Source organism: Pedobacter frigidisoli, from assembly GCF_032678525.1.
In the GTDB taxonomy this organism is placed as follows: domain Bacteria; phylum Bacteroidota; class Bacteroidia; order Sphingobacteriales; family Sphingobacteriaceae; genus Pedobacter; species Pedobacter frigidisoli_A.
The window spans coordinates 370295-385636 of sequence record NZ_JAVTSE010000004.1; the positions used below are offsets into that span (position 1 = coordinate 370295).

A 15342-nucleotide genomic window follows, 5' to 3' on the forward strand; every position below is an offset into this window, starting at 1 on the left:
AAAATGTAAAGTCTAAGTGTATTTTTTACACAAAGGGTGTTGTAGGGTATAAAAAACGGCCCTGAGCAGGTAATGATGTAGTGATGTTAACCACTATTTAACGCGCAGTTTACAAAAAACGGTTATTAAGCAAAACCGGATCAAGCGCTTTCCGTAATACTTTCGAACAAATCGGAAGAAAACGAAAGCCACCTGAGCATTGATATTACAACTCCATCAAAAACTCAGTTAAGTTTTTATCATGCGCCACTTCAAGCTTTTTCCTTAATCTGTACCGGCGTATTTCAACGCCCCGGACACTAATATTAAGCAGCGATGACATCTCTTTACTGCTCATGTTCATCCTCAGGTAAGCACATAACTTAAGGTCGTTCGGAACAAGGTCCGGGTGTTGTGCTTTTAGCTTTTTGAAGAAACTTTCATGGGCCTCATTGAAACTGTTTTCAAATAAGTGCCAGTCCCGCTCATCATTCATACCATCGTTAATCACTTTCTGAATTTTTCTGGTCTGATCGTCCGAAAGTTTTTTCCCGTTCTCATCTTTGAGCTTCATGATTTCGTCACTTAGCTTTTGAAGCAACTCATTTTTATAAACCAGGGTCATTGCAGAATTTGCCAGTTCCCGGTTTTTCGAGGCAAGCTCGGCTTGCAGCTTCTCGGTTTGAAGCTTGTGGATCTGTTTTTCGTTAATCTCCGCTTCCTGACGTAAAACTTCCTCTTTTTCAGCCTGTAATCTGTCACTTATTTTTTTACTGTCTCTTGTTAGCTTCTTTTCATAAACCTGTTTGCCAGCCCTTAATATGAATGCCAGAAGAATAATATATATCAGAATGGCCCAATTATTCAAATACCAGGGTCTCAATACCTCAAACTCAAAGTTAGTTATGTCGCTAACCGAATTGTCGTTGATCTTTGCCCTTACTTTGAATACATAGGTGCCGCTGCCTAAATTGGTGAAATCTTTTTGGGAAGCAAAGTTCCAGTCAGACCATTCTTTTGAATAGCCTTCCAGGAAGAATTGATATTTTACCTTTGCCTGGCGGTAATAGGGTAGCGAAAATGAAATGCGGATATTATTCCTGCTGTATGGAATCTCAATATCACGCTCGTTATTGCCAGTTTCACTAATGGTATGGTATTTATCCGTAATATCGTCCAGTCTTCTGATCAGTACCTTGGGCAGTTTCCGGTTTACATTGCTTTGGTTCTGGGTAGTGTTATAAATCACAAAGCCATCGTCAACACTGATCAGATAAATGGCGTTGCTGATTTTACTGATATTCTCATAATACTGCACCATTCGCCCGTCTAGCAAACTAAACTGATTAGAATCTATTTCCAGCTTACCAGGTTCACTAAAATTCACCAGGGCTGTTTTACCGTGATTGATAAACCAGTATTTTTTATTTCCGGCATTGATAATTTTATTCGACGTTTCGAACGACCCCAGTTTTTTATTCAGGACATCGTATTTTGTGAACTTGTTGCTGAGTTCATCATACGTGTAAAAGCCAGCGTCAGAAGAAAAAACGATCCTGTTTTCGAGGTTGAAGATGTTGATATTATAGTTGCCAGGTAATCCGTTTTTCTCATCAAAGTATCGGGTAGCCGTTACTTTAGAGTAATCGCTATTCAACGTAAGTTTATACAAACCTTTATAGGCATGGCTTACCCAAACATCACCTTTAGCGTCCTGCTCAATGAATCTCGATGGTGCATCAAAGCCGCCGATCTTCCTTTCAAACTTCAACGCTGATCCGGCCGTTTTACTGAAGAGGGTTAGCCCTACATAGGTTCCCTGTATCAGATAGCCTGGATTTGAATTTAGTTTTTTAATGGTCCACCCACCACCGGTTCGGGACAGCCATTGAATCTCGTCGCCCAGCACTTTGAATGTTCCGCTGTTATGGCCGCAAATTAACTCATTATCAATTACGGTAAGCTCCCACACCTGTCCCTGGGAATTCGGAATCAGACGAAAGTTAAAGGAGTTTAGCTCACTTTCCGGATTCCAGTTACTGTAAAAAAGTCCCTGGTTGGTGCCAAGGTAAATCTTACCATTGAAAATAATACTTGAGTATACTGTCCCAAACTGCCCTGTTTTATCGAAGTAGAAATACAAAGGGGAATTTAACTCAATCCGGTCGATTCCATTATCTAGGCCCGTCCACAGGTTTTGCTCGTCATCGGCAAATAAACTTAATACGGTATTGTTTTGTAAACCACTCGATTTGTTGATCCGCTGCACAACGCGTCCATTTTCATCAATAATAATCAGGCCGTTTAATATGGTTCCATAGGCAAAGTATTTGCCCATCAGTACAGCCCCGTTGTTCAGCTGGTAGGTCTTCAGATAGCTGTTGGCAAGGGTATTCAGCGGACTAAAGGTTTTCCCATCGTAGGTGAAAAGACCGTTCTTGCTTGTTCCTATAATAAAACCACCATTCTTATAAGGTAAAATGGACAGGATACCCTCTTTGCCCAGTATCTCACTTCCAGGTATTGGCCTGAGCTTATTGCCAATGAGTTCAAATAAACCCTTTTCCAGCACCTCTACCAGATATCTTTTGTTTACCTTATGCAGAAACAGGAATGAAGAAGGCGATTTTACCACTTCGATTCTGTTATTTTTATAGATAAATATCCTGGAGAATGACTGGAAAATTACGCGGTCCTGATCGGTGTAAATTTTCCAGATTTCGTCGGTAACCGTAATTCCCTTCGGAAGCAGTTTCGTTAACGAGCTATAACTTAAACGATTATTTTTGAGGCTCCAGTAACCAAATTCTCCGAAACTGCCGGTATATATTTTTCCTTTGTGATCGGTTGCAACAGCGCGAACAATTTGGCGGTTAGGCATTTTGTATTTCTGCCAGTAACGCCCGTCGAACGTAAGCAATCCCTCAGCGTTTCCAAAATACATTACACCATTCTGATCTTTGGCGATGCTCCAATTTTGATTCCCCGATGCGTAAACAGATTTAGGGTAATTTTCTATGTACGGAACACCTATACTTTTTATATCAGATGCATGTAAACGGAAAGAAAGAGCAGCTAAAAGAAAAAGGGGATAGTACAGATATTTTAGCATAAATTGATTCGGCCAGGCTATTAGTCCGCAAAATAAGCAAAAATTGCACAATTGCCCTTACTTAGCTCCAACGGGCTGCGGTACTTTAACATAATATCCGGTTCCGTCGTATTGACGTTTACGCGGATTTGTGGTACAGGCAACAGAGCAACATCCTTCCAGTTGTTCACCGCAGGCATCGCATTGGGTGATGTGTTCATTACACTCCGGATTGGCACAGTTGATCATTTTAGGCGTTGTGGTGCCACAATTAAAGCAAACTGAAACGACCTTTGGATTCACCTGGTTAACATCCACTGCAATCCGATTGTCGAAAACATAACACTTCCCTTCAAAATCTTTGCCTCCGGCTTCTTTACCATACTTGATAATTCCGCCGTGTAACTGGTAAACATCATTAAATCCATGGTGCAGAAGCAAAGCTGAAGCTTTCTCGCATTTGATTCCACCGGTGCAGTACGTTAGGATTTTTTTATCCTTGTATTGTGCCAACTGATTGATTTGCTCCGGGAAGTCGCGGAAGTTCTCAATATCCAGGGTCACTGCATTTTTGAATCTTCCCAGGTTGTGCTCGTAGTTAGAGCGTACGTCCAGGATGATCACATCTTCGTCGTCTTTCATTTTCATGAAATCTACAGGCTCGAGGTGCTTCCCTGTTTTTTCATTAGGATTAATGATGGTGGTATCGCGTAAGCCGGAATGAACAATTTCAGACTTATAACGGCAGTGCATCTTAATGAAAGACGGTTCTTCCACATCATCGATTTTAAACTCAGTTTTGGCAAACCTTTCATCCGTATGAATGGCTTGCATATAGGCTTCGCAGGCTTCAGGTGTTCCCGAAACAGTACCGTTTAAACCTTCATCGGCAACGATAATACGGCCAACAAGGTCTAATGATTTGCAAAATTTAAGGTGATCGGCAGCAAATTGCTCAGCCTCTGCTATGTAACTATAGCAATAGTAAAGTAGTGTTTGATATTTTTTCATGATGCACTGATACCGCTGCAAACGGCGTTAAAGCAGCGCAAAGATAATGCTTTTAGCTTAAATGACAAACAGCAAGCTTAGTCCATTCCACATTCGCTTTTAAGTTTAAAATCCGTAGCTTATTCTAAAGCCCTGATTAATTTTCTTTGCGCCATCATAAGCAAAACCATAGCTTGCCCTTAAAACCAGGCGCTGGATACCGAAGTAAAATTCTTTATAATTCCGTTTCTCAGGTGAAGATAAATAGCCTCCGCCCACCAGCTCTTCCAGCTTTAGCTTACGCAACAATGGAATCTTATTCATGAAGAATCCTGAGAAGTTATGTTCAAGATGTGCTTCAAAATACTGCTCCTTGGTGCTGAACTGGTAAAAGTCAAGATATTGGAACTTCCTCAAATTAGGAGGGAAGATGGTCGAAATGTTACCTGAAAAATGTTTGAAGTCAGGATAATACATTTTGTCGTTGTTAAGGAACTTGCCTACCCCAACTAAAAATGAAGTATGTCCCCATAACCCAAGTCCAATCCGGTCTTCGAAAATCTCTGCTTTCACAAAATCATAATCTACATCGCTGCCTAGCACCTTGTTGAGTCCTTTTTTATAAAGCAGCGTAATTTTAGGGTACTTTGACTCTGTATAGAATTTGCCATCCGGGCGGGTAATGTATTTTTGTCCGATGGTGTAGGTTAAGCTTGCCGTCACGCTCACCGAACTATAATCCGGGAATAATGGCACTTCAGCTTCCGGAACAAAAGGGTTGTTGGATGTAAATTCCCTGTCCTTGGCGTCGAAAAATTTGAATGTAGAGCTATTGGCTAAAGCTTTGTTGTGACTGTAATCGGCACTTAAACTTGCCTGAAGTCCCGTAGCCAGTTCCCTGGTGGTATATAAACTCACAAAGTCCTTATAGTAATACTTCGGGAAGTTCTTTTCGTAAAGCAAGGAGTTAATTGTATTGCCCAGGGGCGTCATCGAACCCAGATTATTCAGATCGAAAATGCCGTTTCCGAATGAACCACCGTAGCTGGCCCGTTTGAGTGGGTCGTAAAAATAATTTCCTGTAATACTGCCTGTTAATTTCTGGTTGGCAAATCCATAGCGCACTTCAGGACGGATAGAGTAAAACCTTCTGTTTTCATACTCCTGGCGATAAGTGACGCCATACTTGATGGCCAATCCTTCCACGGTATTGTAAAATATAGCTCTCCACACCGGGTCAAAGCTTAACGAATGTTTATCATACCGGTCATTCTGGCTATAGCCCCTCAAAATCAGTTTACCGACGCTGAATTTGTTATTGTCTTTTTCCAGCGAATCAAGATAATGCTTGGACTCTTTTAGCTTCGCAACACTATCTTTCTTGACGTAGTTGATCTTTTCATCAGCCGTAAGCGGGATTGGCCTGTTTTCAACCCAGTACAAGGAATCTTTCTTGTTAACCATTTCAGTAACCTTCAAAATTTCACCGGTAAAAAGGTTTTTTGGGAAATTGGGATTCACATTATAATTGCTATATACACCCAGGTAGTAACCCGCTATTTTGAAGCCCAGAACATTTCCTGCGAACTGGAAGTTGATGCCTGTTGGCATATACACCTCTTTTACTTTCGTAAATTGCTGGTTAATGTTCAATGTGTCAATGAAATTGATACCTGCTTGTTTGGTCAGGTATACATCCGTGTTATAAATGCGCCAGCTCTCATCCATGATATAGATGATTCCCCTGAAAACCGGGTCATTAACCCTTCGTGGGATCACCTCAATTTTGTGGATTAGCTGACCGTTTTCTGTGCTTTCTCCCAGCAGTTTGTATTTGTAGTAAAATAACGCATTATCTGCAATAGGGGAGATAAAACCTCTTGAGCTCAGCGTGTTTTCCAGCAGATAGTTGTCGTAGAAGTTAATGATCAGGTCGGATGCTTTGTTGAAACTGAATGCATTATTTCTTCCTGCAACTTTAGAGGAAATCATTTCTTCATGCACGTCATTCGGCCTTCTGAAACTGAACTTACTCTGCGATTCGGATAAGTATATAATACCTTTCCGGTTTGTATCAAGTTCCAGGGTTTTCTGTATATCTCTTCCAAAAAATTTCTTTGGTGCACCCTTGAGCCGCTGTACACCTTTGATATAAACATCACAACTGAAAGCTTTTACCTCCTCAAGGTGAGTTTTTCTCTGAGCAATCGTTTTCCTGATGATTTCATAAGCGGGATCTTCCGCATTTGCCCTGATATTTACATTCTCAAGAGTATAGCTTTCGGAAGCCAGCGTAACATTTAGCGTGATGTCATGGTCTGAATTAATAATATGGTCCTGTTGTTTATAACCCACAGCTCTGAAACTAATGGTTTGTTGCCCTTTTTTCAGCTTCATTTCATATCTGCCATCAACATTTGCCGATGTACCTGTGGTGGTGTTTTTTAAGTAGACAGAAGTAAAGGGAATAGGCTGCCCGTTATTATCTTTTATGATCCCACTAATCAAATGTTGAGCAAAAGCCAGGCTTGTAGTAAAGCAAAAGAAAATAAGGGCGTAGATTTTTCTCATATGTAACGATTAGTGATCTATAAATATCGAATAAGTTTTAACACTATACACATTTGTTGGTGTTAAAGTTTGTTAAGGGACAAAATATATTGCTGTAGATGGTAATTTGATTTGTTTAGTTGCAGGAGAAATGCTTTTTTTTAATGACGTGCTCTACAATAGCATTCATTAACAGTTTTTTATAACTTTGAACCAAAATCTTCTTAAGCAACATGTATAAAACACTACAACCAGTTCTTCAAAAAGAACTCGAAGAAATAGAAAACGCAGGTTTATTTAAACGCGAAAGGATTATTGTAACCCCACAAGGAGCAGATATCAAAGTGAGCGGCGGCGCTGAGGTAATTAATTTCTGTGCAAATAACTATCTGGGCTTATCCTCTCACCCTAAAGTAATCAAAGCAGCCAAAAAAGCAATTGATGATCATGGTTATGGTATGTCATCTGTACGCTTTATTTGCGGTACACAAGATGTGCATAAAGAACTGGAAGCAAAGATTTCTCAATTTCTGGGGACTGAAGATACCATTTTATATGCTGCTGCATTTGATGCAAATGGTGGTGTTTTCGAACCTTTGTTTAATGCCGAAGATGCAATCATTTCTGATGAGCTTAATCACGCCTCGATTATTGATGGTGTTCGCCTTTGCAAGGCCCAGCGTTTCCGTTATAAAAATGCAGATATGGAAGATCTGGAGAAGCAACTTATTGCAGCTAAAGATTGCCGACACAGGATAATTGTTACAGATGGTGCCTTCTCAATGGATGGGTCTGTTGCACCTTTAGATAAAATCGCTGACCTGGCCGATAAATATGAAGCCCTGATTATGATTGATGAATCGCATTGCACAGGATTTATTGGTAAAAACGGTCGTGGTACACACGAGCATTTTGATGTGATGGACCGCATCGATATTATTACAGGTACTTTGGGTAAGGCCTTGGGAGGTGCATCTGGTGGTTTTACTTCTGGAAAAAAGGAAATTATCGATATGTTACGCCAGCGTTCCCGTCCGTATTTATTTTCGAATACCCTGGCACCGGCTATTGCAGGCGCTTCAATCGCTGTATTGGACATGCTGAGTGAAACCACTGCCTTAAGGGATAAACTGGAAAGCAATACCAAATACTTCCGCGAGAAAATGACTGCTGCCGGTTTTGATATCAAGCCTGGCTTTCACCCCATCGTTCCCGTAATGCTTTACGATGCTAAAATAGCGCAAAACTTTGCTGCTAAAATGCTTGAGGAAGGAATCTATGTAATCGGATTTTTCTATCCTGTTGTGCCACAGGGAAAAGCAAGAATTCGTGTGCAATTGTCGGCCGGCCATGAACAACATCACCTCGACAAAGCCATTGCTGCATTTACCAAAGTGGGCAAGGATTTAGGAGTAATCTAGTACCTCATATAACATTAAAACAGCAAAAGCCGCGATGAAGCGGCTTTTGCTGTTTTGAGTCTATTTTCTTATATAATGCTATTGTAAACAGATTTTTTGAACCCGGACGGTGTAAGATTTTAAGATAATTTGCCGTATATTTGAAGCCATGTTACAGGATAAAATAACACAATACTCGGAGAAAATCAACGCTTTCGTCACTGAAAAAGCGGACGAGTTGGAGCAATTCCGTATTAAATATTTAGGAAGCAAAGGAATTATCAAAGAAATCTTTGAAGAATTTAAAACCGTTTCCACAGATGAAAAAAGATCACTTGGTAAAGTCTTAAATGAATTTAAGCAACTTGCCGAGTCAAAATATCAAACTTTAAAAGAAGCAACTGAAGCAACACAGTCTCAGGCAAGCGCGAACGAGCAGGATTTAACCCTGCCGGGCGAAGGTTTTGAGATCGGCTCCCGCCATCCTCTGGCTCTGGTAAGGCGAGAAATTGTAGAGATTTTTGCCAAACTTGGTTTTACTGTAGCTGAAGGCCCGGAGATTGAAGACGACTGGCATAACTTTTCCGCATTAAACTTCCCTGAAGAACACCCTGCCCGCGATATGCAGGATACATTCTTCATTAAAAAAGGTGGCGAGAAGGGTGATATTGCCTTGCGTACACACACCTCTTCGGTTCAGGTGAGAATGATGGAGCAGGGACAGCCGCCTTTCAGGGCCATTATGCCCGGACGTGTTTATAGAAATGAAGCCATCTCCGCAAGGGCTCACTGCTTTTTTCACCAGGTAGAAGGTTTGTATGTCGATGAGAATGTGTCCTTCGCAGATTTAAAACAAACCTTATTTTACTTTGTTCAGGAGTTGTATGGCGAAGGAACAAAGGTGCGTTTCCGCCCTTCATATTTCCCATTCACAGAGCCATCCGCAGAAATGGATATCTCCTGTACCATTTGTAAAGGCGCAGGTTGTCCCCTATGTAAATACAGTGGCTGGGTAGAAATTTTAGGTTGCGGTATGGTAGATCCGAATGTATTGGAAAACTGCGGTATCGACTCTAAAAAATACAGTGGGTTTGCTTTCGGAATGGGTATCGAACGCATCACCAATCTAAAATATGAAATTAAAGACTTGCGCCTGTTCTCTGAGAACGATGTTCGTTTTTTAAAACAATACAAGTCGGCATTAATCTAATATGAAATATATTTACGGCATAGTCTTACTTTTGGTGCTCTCTACCGGCTGTGGAAAAGAAGAGAACTATATTCCCGATGTTGCCGTGAATTTCAATGTCACATTAGCTGAATTTAGTATAAAATCAACAAACAATGTATTGTTGGTGCCCAATTACGGCGTAGGGGGCTTGGTGATCGTTAAAACACCTTTGGGTAGTTTTGTCGCGTTCGACAGGTGTAGCACCGTTAATCCGGAAAAGGTATGTAAAATAGTGCCCGATGAAAGCGGTTTGACCGCGACAGATCCATGCTCTGGTGCTAAGTTTTCATTACTTGATGGTAGCCCGCAAAAGGCACCTGCAGAAAGAAGCCTTAAAACTTATACCATTACACTCCAGGGCAGCACACTTTTACATGTAAGCAATTAAGATGGAAGCTGAAAAAATAAAAGATACGGTTAAAAAGGCTGCCAAAGAACTTTTTAGAAAATACGGATATCATAAAACAAGTGTAAATGAAATTGCTAAAAAGGCACGTATTGCTAAAGCAACCATTTACAAATATTTCGAAAGTAAAGAACAGGTTTTGGATAGTATACTGATGGACTATCTTGACCAGAATTTATATGAAATACTGAATAACAAAATCAGTTACGCCAGCGAGGAAGAGCATTTGAAGGCCCTCGTAATGAAAACCAGCCGCCTTTCTTTTACGGCCTGTAATGAATTTATCGGATGGGATTTCGTTCGTGAGAATGCCAATTCACAGGAGTTCCTGAAACATCTTTCAGATCAGCTGGAAGCCCTTTTGTTAGCCGCCTACCTGCAACTGGATAATTTTAAAAATAATCCGGCTAGGAGAGAAGGATTGGCCTTTCTGCTAAAGGCCAGTAAAAGCATCGTTTTCTCCTTCGCTTTTACTTCTGTAAGTGATTCTGATGTGCGTAAGAATTTTGTGAGTTTTCAAAAAGAGATTCTCCCATTTCTGGTAAAAGCAGCGCTTTAGCAAAGGCTTATTGTTCGCGATAGTATTCTTTTGTCTTAAATTTTTCTACTGTCTTTTGCATCTTTCCATCAACCAGCTTTCTGGTGATGACGGTAACATCATCACCAATCGAAGAATCCTCAATAACTGAGGATACTTCTGATGGTATATCTTTCGTTGTTACCTTATAAGTGATCCGCTGTTGATAACAACACCCGCTTTTCAGGTGGATGGTCAGCTCCTTTGTTTTTCTGTCTACATCAAACATCCCCAGGTTTTCACTGGCAAGTTTGGTAAACTCTGGATTTACGATGAACTTTTGATTTGCCGAGCCGAGGTAAATATCGAATGAGGGACTCGAATAGGCGCCATGGTTTCCGTTTCTGATCGCCATATCTTCAAAGCCATCAAAATTAAAGTCGCCAAATATTAACGGACTTTGGTATTTGCCCAACTCCACCCAGCCCAGTCCGGCATTTTGTTTATCCGATAGATTAAAGTCTAAATCTAAGGAGTGAAAGGGTTCCAGTTCCTTTCCTGTGATTTTATCGGAAAGCACTAAAGTTGCCTTTCCTCCGCAGTTACCACCCTCACAGCTGGCTACGAAAACCTTTACATTGTATTGCCCGGAACAGTTGTTGGCTAAAAATGTATATTGTGCCTGTGCAAATAAGCCCGTCAATACCAACAGGCTCATCATGACTAGTCTTTTCATGTGTAGAAATTTCTACAAAACTAGTTTAATATATCCGGCTTAAAAGTTAAAAAAAGTTAACGTTTCAACGGTTATTCCCACTTAAATACTTTTACGGCAACTGCGTAAATCCCTATTCCCCAGATCACGAGAATCATAATCTGAAATTTAACATCCCACAATCCCATTCCTTCAAATGCCACTTTTCTCATTGCGTCGTTTAAGTAAGTAAGGGGTAGGGCACGGCTAATGGGTTGCAACCAGGTTGGGAAAGCCTCAATAGAGAAAAAAGTGCCCGACAATAAAAACTGCGGCAAGGTTACAATATTGGAAATGGGTGGCACCATGCTTTCACTTTTAGCAATACCTGAAATGATAAAACCGAAGCCCATAAACACAATAATACCCATTGTGGCAAGCAGTAGCATATTAACCACCGTGACGACACCATGAACCAGGGTGAAATGAAAAAAGAAATGTCCGATTAAGATGATAAATAAAGCACCTATCAGTGCGAAACCTATCCTGGCAATACCTTCTCCGATTACTATGCTCGATCGCCTTACAGGGGTCGCAAAAAATCGTTTAATCACCAGGGTTTGGCGTAAACTCAAAAACACGAATGCCGTGCCGAATACCCCTGTACTCAATAAAGAAAAACCCAGTTGCCCTGGGAGAATAAAATCGATTGTTCTATACTCGCGGCCAACAATGGTGCTTTCCTTAATTTCTGCCACAGATGGTTTTAGTGTCTTGTTGTAAAATGCATTGTTCAATACAGATTTTAATATGCCACCTTTATCTCTTGAAGCTGAAGTATAAACAACGTTTACGGAATAGGCGCTCGAATTCACTTTTCTATGCACATCGATCATGGCATCTACATTGCCTTTTTCGAGCAGTTTATCAAAGTCAGATTTTGATTTGTCTTTCACCAGCCTGATCATGCCTGTTTGTTCAAGCATGCCCATAACAGGATTGTTGACATCAGAACCTGGCGTTACACCAACATCAATTCTTGTTCCTCCACCACCTAAAAAACCAAATACCAATATAAAGATTAATGGAAAGGCCAGTGTAAAAACCACAGCAGAGGGGCTCCGCATAATCGAGCGAAAACTTGCCTTAGCCAAAGCCAACGTTGCCGTCAGGTTGCTGTAGGTGCCAGCACCTGGAGCGTTGACTGAATTTTGATCGTTCATATGTGTTTTATATTGGATTAATTTTAATAACTATTTGCTGAGATTCTGTTTACTTGCTGATAAAACCCGGATTATTCACGCCACTCTTTTCCGGTCAGGTTGATGAAAACATCTTCTAGATTCGCTTTTTTAACTTCCTTTTTCCGTTCAAAGCCACTATTTACCAGTTCATCAATTAAGTTGTCTGGTGTATCAAGGGCAATAATCTGTCCCCGTTCTACGAATGCTACGCGATCGCAGAGTTGTTCCGCCTCATCCATGTAGTGGGTAGTAATCACCACGGTAGTTCCTGCTTTGCGTATTTCGATAATTAGGTCCCATAGGTTCCGTCTGGCTTGGGGATCCAGGCCAGTAGTAGGTTCGTCGAGAAAGATAATCTTTGGCTGATTAATCAATGTCGTAGCAATTGAGAAACGCTGTTTTTGTCCGCCCGATAAAGCCTTATATTTTGCTTTTGCTTTATCCTGAAGGTTTACCTTTTCCAGCATCTCCATTGGTTTGATATTGGCTCCATACAATCCTGCGAAAAGTTCAATAAGTTCAATGAGGTTTAAATTCGGATAATAGCCGGCAGCCTGTAGCTGAACGCCGATGATCTGCTTAATTTTATGTGGATCCTGGTCAACTGAAAAGCCGTCTACTATGATCTCACCCGAAGTTTTATCCCTCAGGGTTTCAATAATTTCCAGGGTTGTCGTTTTCCCTGCACCATTTGGTCCAAGCAATCCAAAAATTTCATGCTCATAAACATCGAAAGTTAAGCCCTGAACGGCCACGAAATCGTCATACTTTTTTACCAGATTTTTAACACTGATAATGGCTTTATTTGTTTCCATATGCGAATGTAAGCAGCTTTAAATGAATAGAAAGTGAATTTGGTTATAAATAAATAAAATGTCGGTCAAATGATGCTTTGAGTTTCAGGATATCCCTTTAAACAAAAATCTGCGAATCTGCGGCTATACATGCCGTGGATTCGCAGATGTCGCTACAATGTGAGCTATGCTTAAAACAATAGCTGAGTTTTACCAGGCTAAGTCGCCTTTAATTACATCAACAAAGTCATCAAACAGGTAACGTGAATCGTGCGGACCTGGAGAAGATTCCGGGTGGTATTGTACCGAGAATGCTTTTTTCCCTTTCACACGAATGCCTTCAATTGATTTATCATTCAGGTTAACGTGTGTGATTTCTACTTTGTCTGAATTTCTCACTTCATCAGGAATTACACCGAAACCGTGATTTTGTGAGGTAACTTCGCAGTGGTTTTTAATGATGTTTTTTACCGGGTGGTTTAAACCGCGGTGACCGTTAAACATTTTCATGGTACCAATGCCATTTGCTTCTGCCAATAACTGATGTCCTAAACAAATACCAAATAATGGTTTATCTGCCGCAAGGATTTCTTTGATCGTGTCAACAGCATAAGGCATTACCGATGGATCGCCAGGGCCGTTGGAAATGAAATAACCGTCCGGACTGAATCTTTCCATTTCTGCAAAGGTTGTTTTAGCAGGAAAAACCTGTACATAAATATCACGATCTTCAAAATTACGAAGGATATTCTTCTTGATTCCTAAATCCAGTGCCGCCACTTTTAAGCTTGCATCCGGGTTACCGTAAAAATAAGGCTCTTTGGTGCTCACTTTTGATGAAAGCTCAAGTCCCTCCATTGATGGTACCTCGGCTAACTTTTGTTTCAATTCTTCCAAATCCGTAATCTCCGAAGAAATAATGGCGTTCATCGCGCCTTTATCCCTGATGTGACGAACCAAAGCACGGGTGTCAATATCAGATATCGATACCAGATTATCATTCTGGAAATAATCCTGAATAGATTCTTTAGCTTGTTTACGGCTATATATGATATTGTAGTTCTTACAAACCAAACCAGCAATCTTGATTGATCCTGATTCGATCTCATCAGCATGGATACCATAGTTTCCAATGTGCGAGTTTGTCGTAACCATGATCTGGCCGAAATAACTTGGATCGGTGAAAATCTCCTGGTAACCTGTCATCCCGGTATTAAAACAAATTTCGCCGGTAGTGGTTCCGATTTTTCCGGCAGCTTTGCCGTGAAAAACAGTGCCATCGGCAAGTAATAAAATCGCAGGTAACTTGGTGTAGTTAGTCATGGTAATTACAATATGGATTTTGAATAAAAAAAGAGTGGAAAAAAGAGAGGTGATCAGCAATTATGCTGTTTTTGCAGGTAGCAAAAAACGATGAATATATCCCTTTCATTTCGGGGTACAAAGATAGGATTTAAGATTTATAATATAAAGGAAAATATGAAATAAGGGAAAGGCACTTCCCTTTTAGTCATTTCGCTTTAATCTTTAGCCTTTCGTGTTTCCCGTTAAAAATAAAACGATACTTTTGAGGCAACAAAACAAAAGCCATGTCGGTACACAAAGAAATAAAAAGAGTAACCACGCATATCTTACAGGAAATGAAGCAGCGTGGCGAAAAAATATCCATGCTAACTGCTTACGATTATTCAATGGCCACCATTTTAGATGATGCGGGATTGGATGTTTTGTTGGTTGGCGATTCTGCTTCAAATGTAATGGCTGGTCACGAAACCACATTGCCTATTACCCTTGATCAGATGATTTATCACGCGGCTTCGGTAATCAGGGCGGTGAAACGTGCCTTTGTTGTGGTCGACCTGCCTTTTGGTTCTTATCAGGGAAATTCTAAAGAGGCTTTAAATTCGGCCATCCGGATCATGAAAGAATCCGGTGCGCACGGGGTAAAACTAGAGGGTGGGGAAGAGATCATCGAATCTGTTCAACGGATTATTACGGCAGGAATACCGGTAATGGGCCATCTGGGCTTAACACCTCAATCCATATATAAATTCGGAACCTATACTGTTCGTGCAAAAGAGGAGGAAGAGGCTAATAAACTTAAAAGTGATGTACTGGCTTTACAGGCAGCAGGTTGCTTTTCCATCGTCCTGGAGAAAATCCCTGCGGTTTTAGGAAAGGAAGTTTCTGAGAGCCTGCATATCCCGACTATTGGTATTGGTGCTGGTCAGCACTGCGATGGACAGGTACTGGTGGTAAATGATATGATCGGGCTAACCAAAGGCTTTAAGCCCCGCTTTCTTCGTCAGTATATCAATTTATACGAGGAAATCCTAGGTGCTGCACAATCTTATATCCGCGACGTGAAAGGAAATGATTTCCCGAGCGAAAAAGAGCAATATTAAGTCTTAAGCAGAGGAAGTTCATTCGATTTAAACCACTAAAT

General features: G+C 40.8%; 12 protein-coding genes. 5 read left to right on the top strand and 7 right to left on the bottom strand.

From position 1 onward, the window contains the following. Positions 1–205: 205 nt before the first annotated feature. The 3 genes from R2Q80_RS13495 to R2Q80_RS13505 form a co-directional block, all read right to left on the bottom strand. Positions 206–3091, bottom strand: coding sequence for a triple tyrosine motif-containing protein (locus R2Q80_RS13495; RefSeq protein WP_316800090.1), 2886 nt, complete (start codon positions 3089–3091; stop codon positions 206–208). A gap of 57 nt (positions 3092–3148) precedes the next feature. Next, positions 3149–4081 carry a rhodanese-related sulfurtransferase gene (locus tag R2Q80_RS13500; protein WP_316800091.1) on the bottom strand — a complete coding sequence of 311 codons (933 nt, stop codon included), beginning with the start codon at positions 4079–4081 and terminating at the stop codon, positions 3149–3151. Positions 4082–4186: 105 nt separating this feature from the next. Then, positions 4187–6631, bottom strand: coding sequence for a DUF5686 and carboxypeptidase regulatory-like domain-containing protein (locus R2Q80_RS13505; RefSeq protein ID WP_316800092.1), 2445 nt, complete (start codon positions 6629–6631; stop codon positions 4187–4189). A gap of 212 nt (positions 6632–6843) precedes the next feature. Between R2Q80_RS13505 and kbl the strand changes: the two genes are divergently transcribed. The 4 genes from kbl (at position 6844) to R2Q80_RS13525 (ending at position 10206) form a co-directional block, all read left to right on the top strand. Then, entirely contained in the window at positions 6844–8031 is a 1188-nt protein-coding gene (gene kbl / locus R2Q80_RS13510; RefSeq protein WP_316800093.1) for a glycine C-acetyltransferase, read from the top strand. 148 nt (positions 8032–8179) lie between these two features. Next, positions 8180–9220, top strand: coding sequence for a phenylalanine--tRNA ligase subunit alpha (pheS, locus tag R2Q80_RS13515; RefSeq protein WP_316800094.1), 1041 nt, complete (start codon positions 8180–8182; stop codon positions 9218–9220). 1 nt (position 9221) lies between these two features. After that, positions 9222–9629: a hypothetical protein gene (locus R2Q80_RS13520; RefSeq protein ID WP_316800095.1), complete on the top strand. Its 408-nt coding sequence runs from the start codon at positions 9222–9224 to the stop codon at positions 9627–9629. 1 nt (position 9630) lies between these two features. After that, a complete protein-coding gene (locus tag R2Q80_RS13525) occupies positions 9631–10206 on the top strand; it encodes a TetR/AcrR family transcriptional regulator (protein ID WP_047798552.1) in 576 nt (191 codons plus the stop codon). A gap of 7 nt (positions 10207–10213) precedes the next feature. Here R2Q80_RS13525 and R2Q80_RS13530 read toward each other — a convergent pair whose 3' ends face one another. From R2Q80_RS13530 to carA, 4 genes are all read right to left on the bottom strand, one after another. Beyond that, positions 10214–10900 carry an XAC2610-related protein gene (locus tag R2Q80_RS13530; protein WP_316800096.1) on the bottom strand — a complete coding sequence of 229 codons (687 nt, stop codon included), beginning with the start codon at positions 10898–10900 and terminating at the stop codon, positions 10214–10216. A gap of 71 nt (positions 10901–10971) precedes the next feature. Further along, on the bottom strand, positions 10972–12081 hold the full coding sequence (locus R2Q80_RS13535; RefSeq protein WP_316800097.1) for an ABC transporter permease: 1110 nt from the start codon (positions 12079–12081) through the stop codon (positions 10972–10974). Positions 12082–12152: 71 nt separating this feature from the next. After that, on the bottom strand, positions 12153–12917 hold the full coding sequence (locus R2Q80_RS13540; RefSeq protein WP_316800098.1) for an ABC transporter ATP-binding protein: 765 nt from the start codon (positions 12915–12917) through the stop codon (positions 12153–12155). A 189-nt stretch (positions 12918–13106) separates the two neighbouring features. Further along, positions 13107–14219 carry a glutamine-hydrolyzing carbamoyl-phosphate synthase small subunit gene (gene carA, locus R2Q80_RS13545; RefSeq protein WP_316800099.1) on the bottom strand — a complete coding sequence of 371 codons (1113 nt, stop codon included), beginning with the start codon at positions 14217–14219 and terminating at the stop codon, positions 13107–13109. Positions 14220–14485: 266 nt separating this feature from the next. On the opposite strand from carA, the gene panB reads away from it, so the two are divergent. Beyond that, a complete protein-coding gene (panB, locus tag R2Q80_RS13550) occupies positions 14486–15301 on the top strand; it encodes a 3-methyl-2-oxobutanoate hydroxymethyltransferase (RefSeq protein ID WP_047798547.1) in 816 nt (271 codons plus the stop codon). Positions 15302–15342 lie beyond the last annotated feature (41 nt).

Excerpts from the sequence above, each read along its gene's own strand:
- carA (WP_316800099.1), bottom strand. The coding sequence starts at position 14,219 with ATGACTAACTACACCAAGTTACCTGCGATTTTATTACTTGCCGATGGC.
- R2Q80_RS13540 (WP_316800098.1), bottom strand. The coding sequence starts at position 12,917 with ATGGAAACAAATAAAGCCATTATCAGTGTTAAAAATCTGGTAAAAAAG.
- R2Q80_RS13520 (WP_316800095.1), top strand. The coding sequence starts at position 9,222 with ATGAAATATATTTACGGCATAGTCTTACTTTTGGTGCTCTCTACCGGC.
- R2Q80_RS13495 (WP_316800090.1), bottom strand. The coding sequence starts at position 3,091 with ATGCTAAAATATCTGTACTATCCCCTTTTTCTTTTAGCTGCTCTTTCT.
- panB (WP_047798547.1), top strand. The coding sequence starts at position 14,486 with ATGTCGGTACACAAAGAAATAAAAAGAGTAACCACGCATATCTTACAG.
- R2Q80_RS13530 (WP_316800096.1), bottom strand. The coding sequence starts at position 10,900 with ATGAAAAGACTAGTCATGATGAGCCTGTTGGTATTGACGGGCTTATTT.
- R2Q80_RS13535 (WP_316800097.1), bottom strand. The coding sequence starts at position 12,081 with ATGAACGATCAAAATTCAGTCAACGCTCCAGGTGCTGGCACCTACAGC.
- pheS (WP_316800094.1), top strand. The coding sequence starts at position 8,180 with ATGTTACAGGATAAAATAACACAATACTCGGAGAAAATCAACGCTTTC.
- kbl (WP_316800093.1), top strand. The coding sequence starts at position 6,844 with ATGTATAAAACACTACAACCAGTTCTTCAAAAAGAACTCGAAGAAATA.
- R2Q80_RS13505 (WP_316800092.1), bottom strand. The coding sequence starts at position 6,631 with ATGAGAAAAATCTACGCCCTTATTTTCTTTTGCTTTACTACAAGCCTG.
- R2Q80_RS13500 (WP_316800091.1), bottom strand. The coding sequence starts at position 4,081 with ATGAAAAAATATCAAACACTACTTTACTATTGCTATAGTTACATAGCA.
- R2Q80_RS13525 (WP_047798552.1), top strand. The coding sequence starts at position 9,631 with ATGGAAGCTGAAAAAATAAAAGATACGGTTAAAAAGGCTGCCAAAGAA.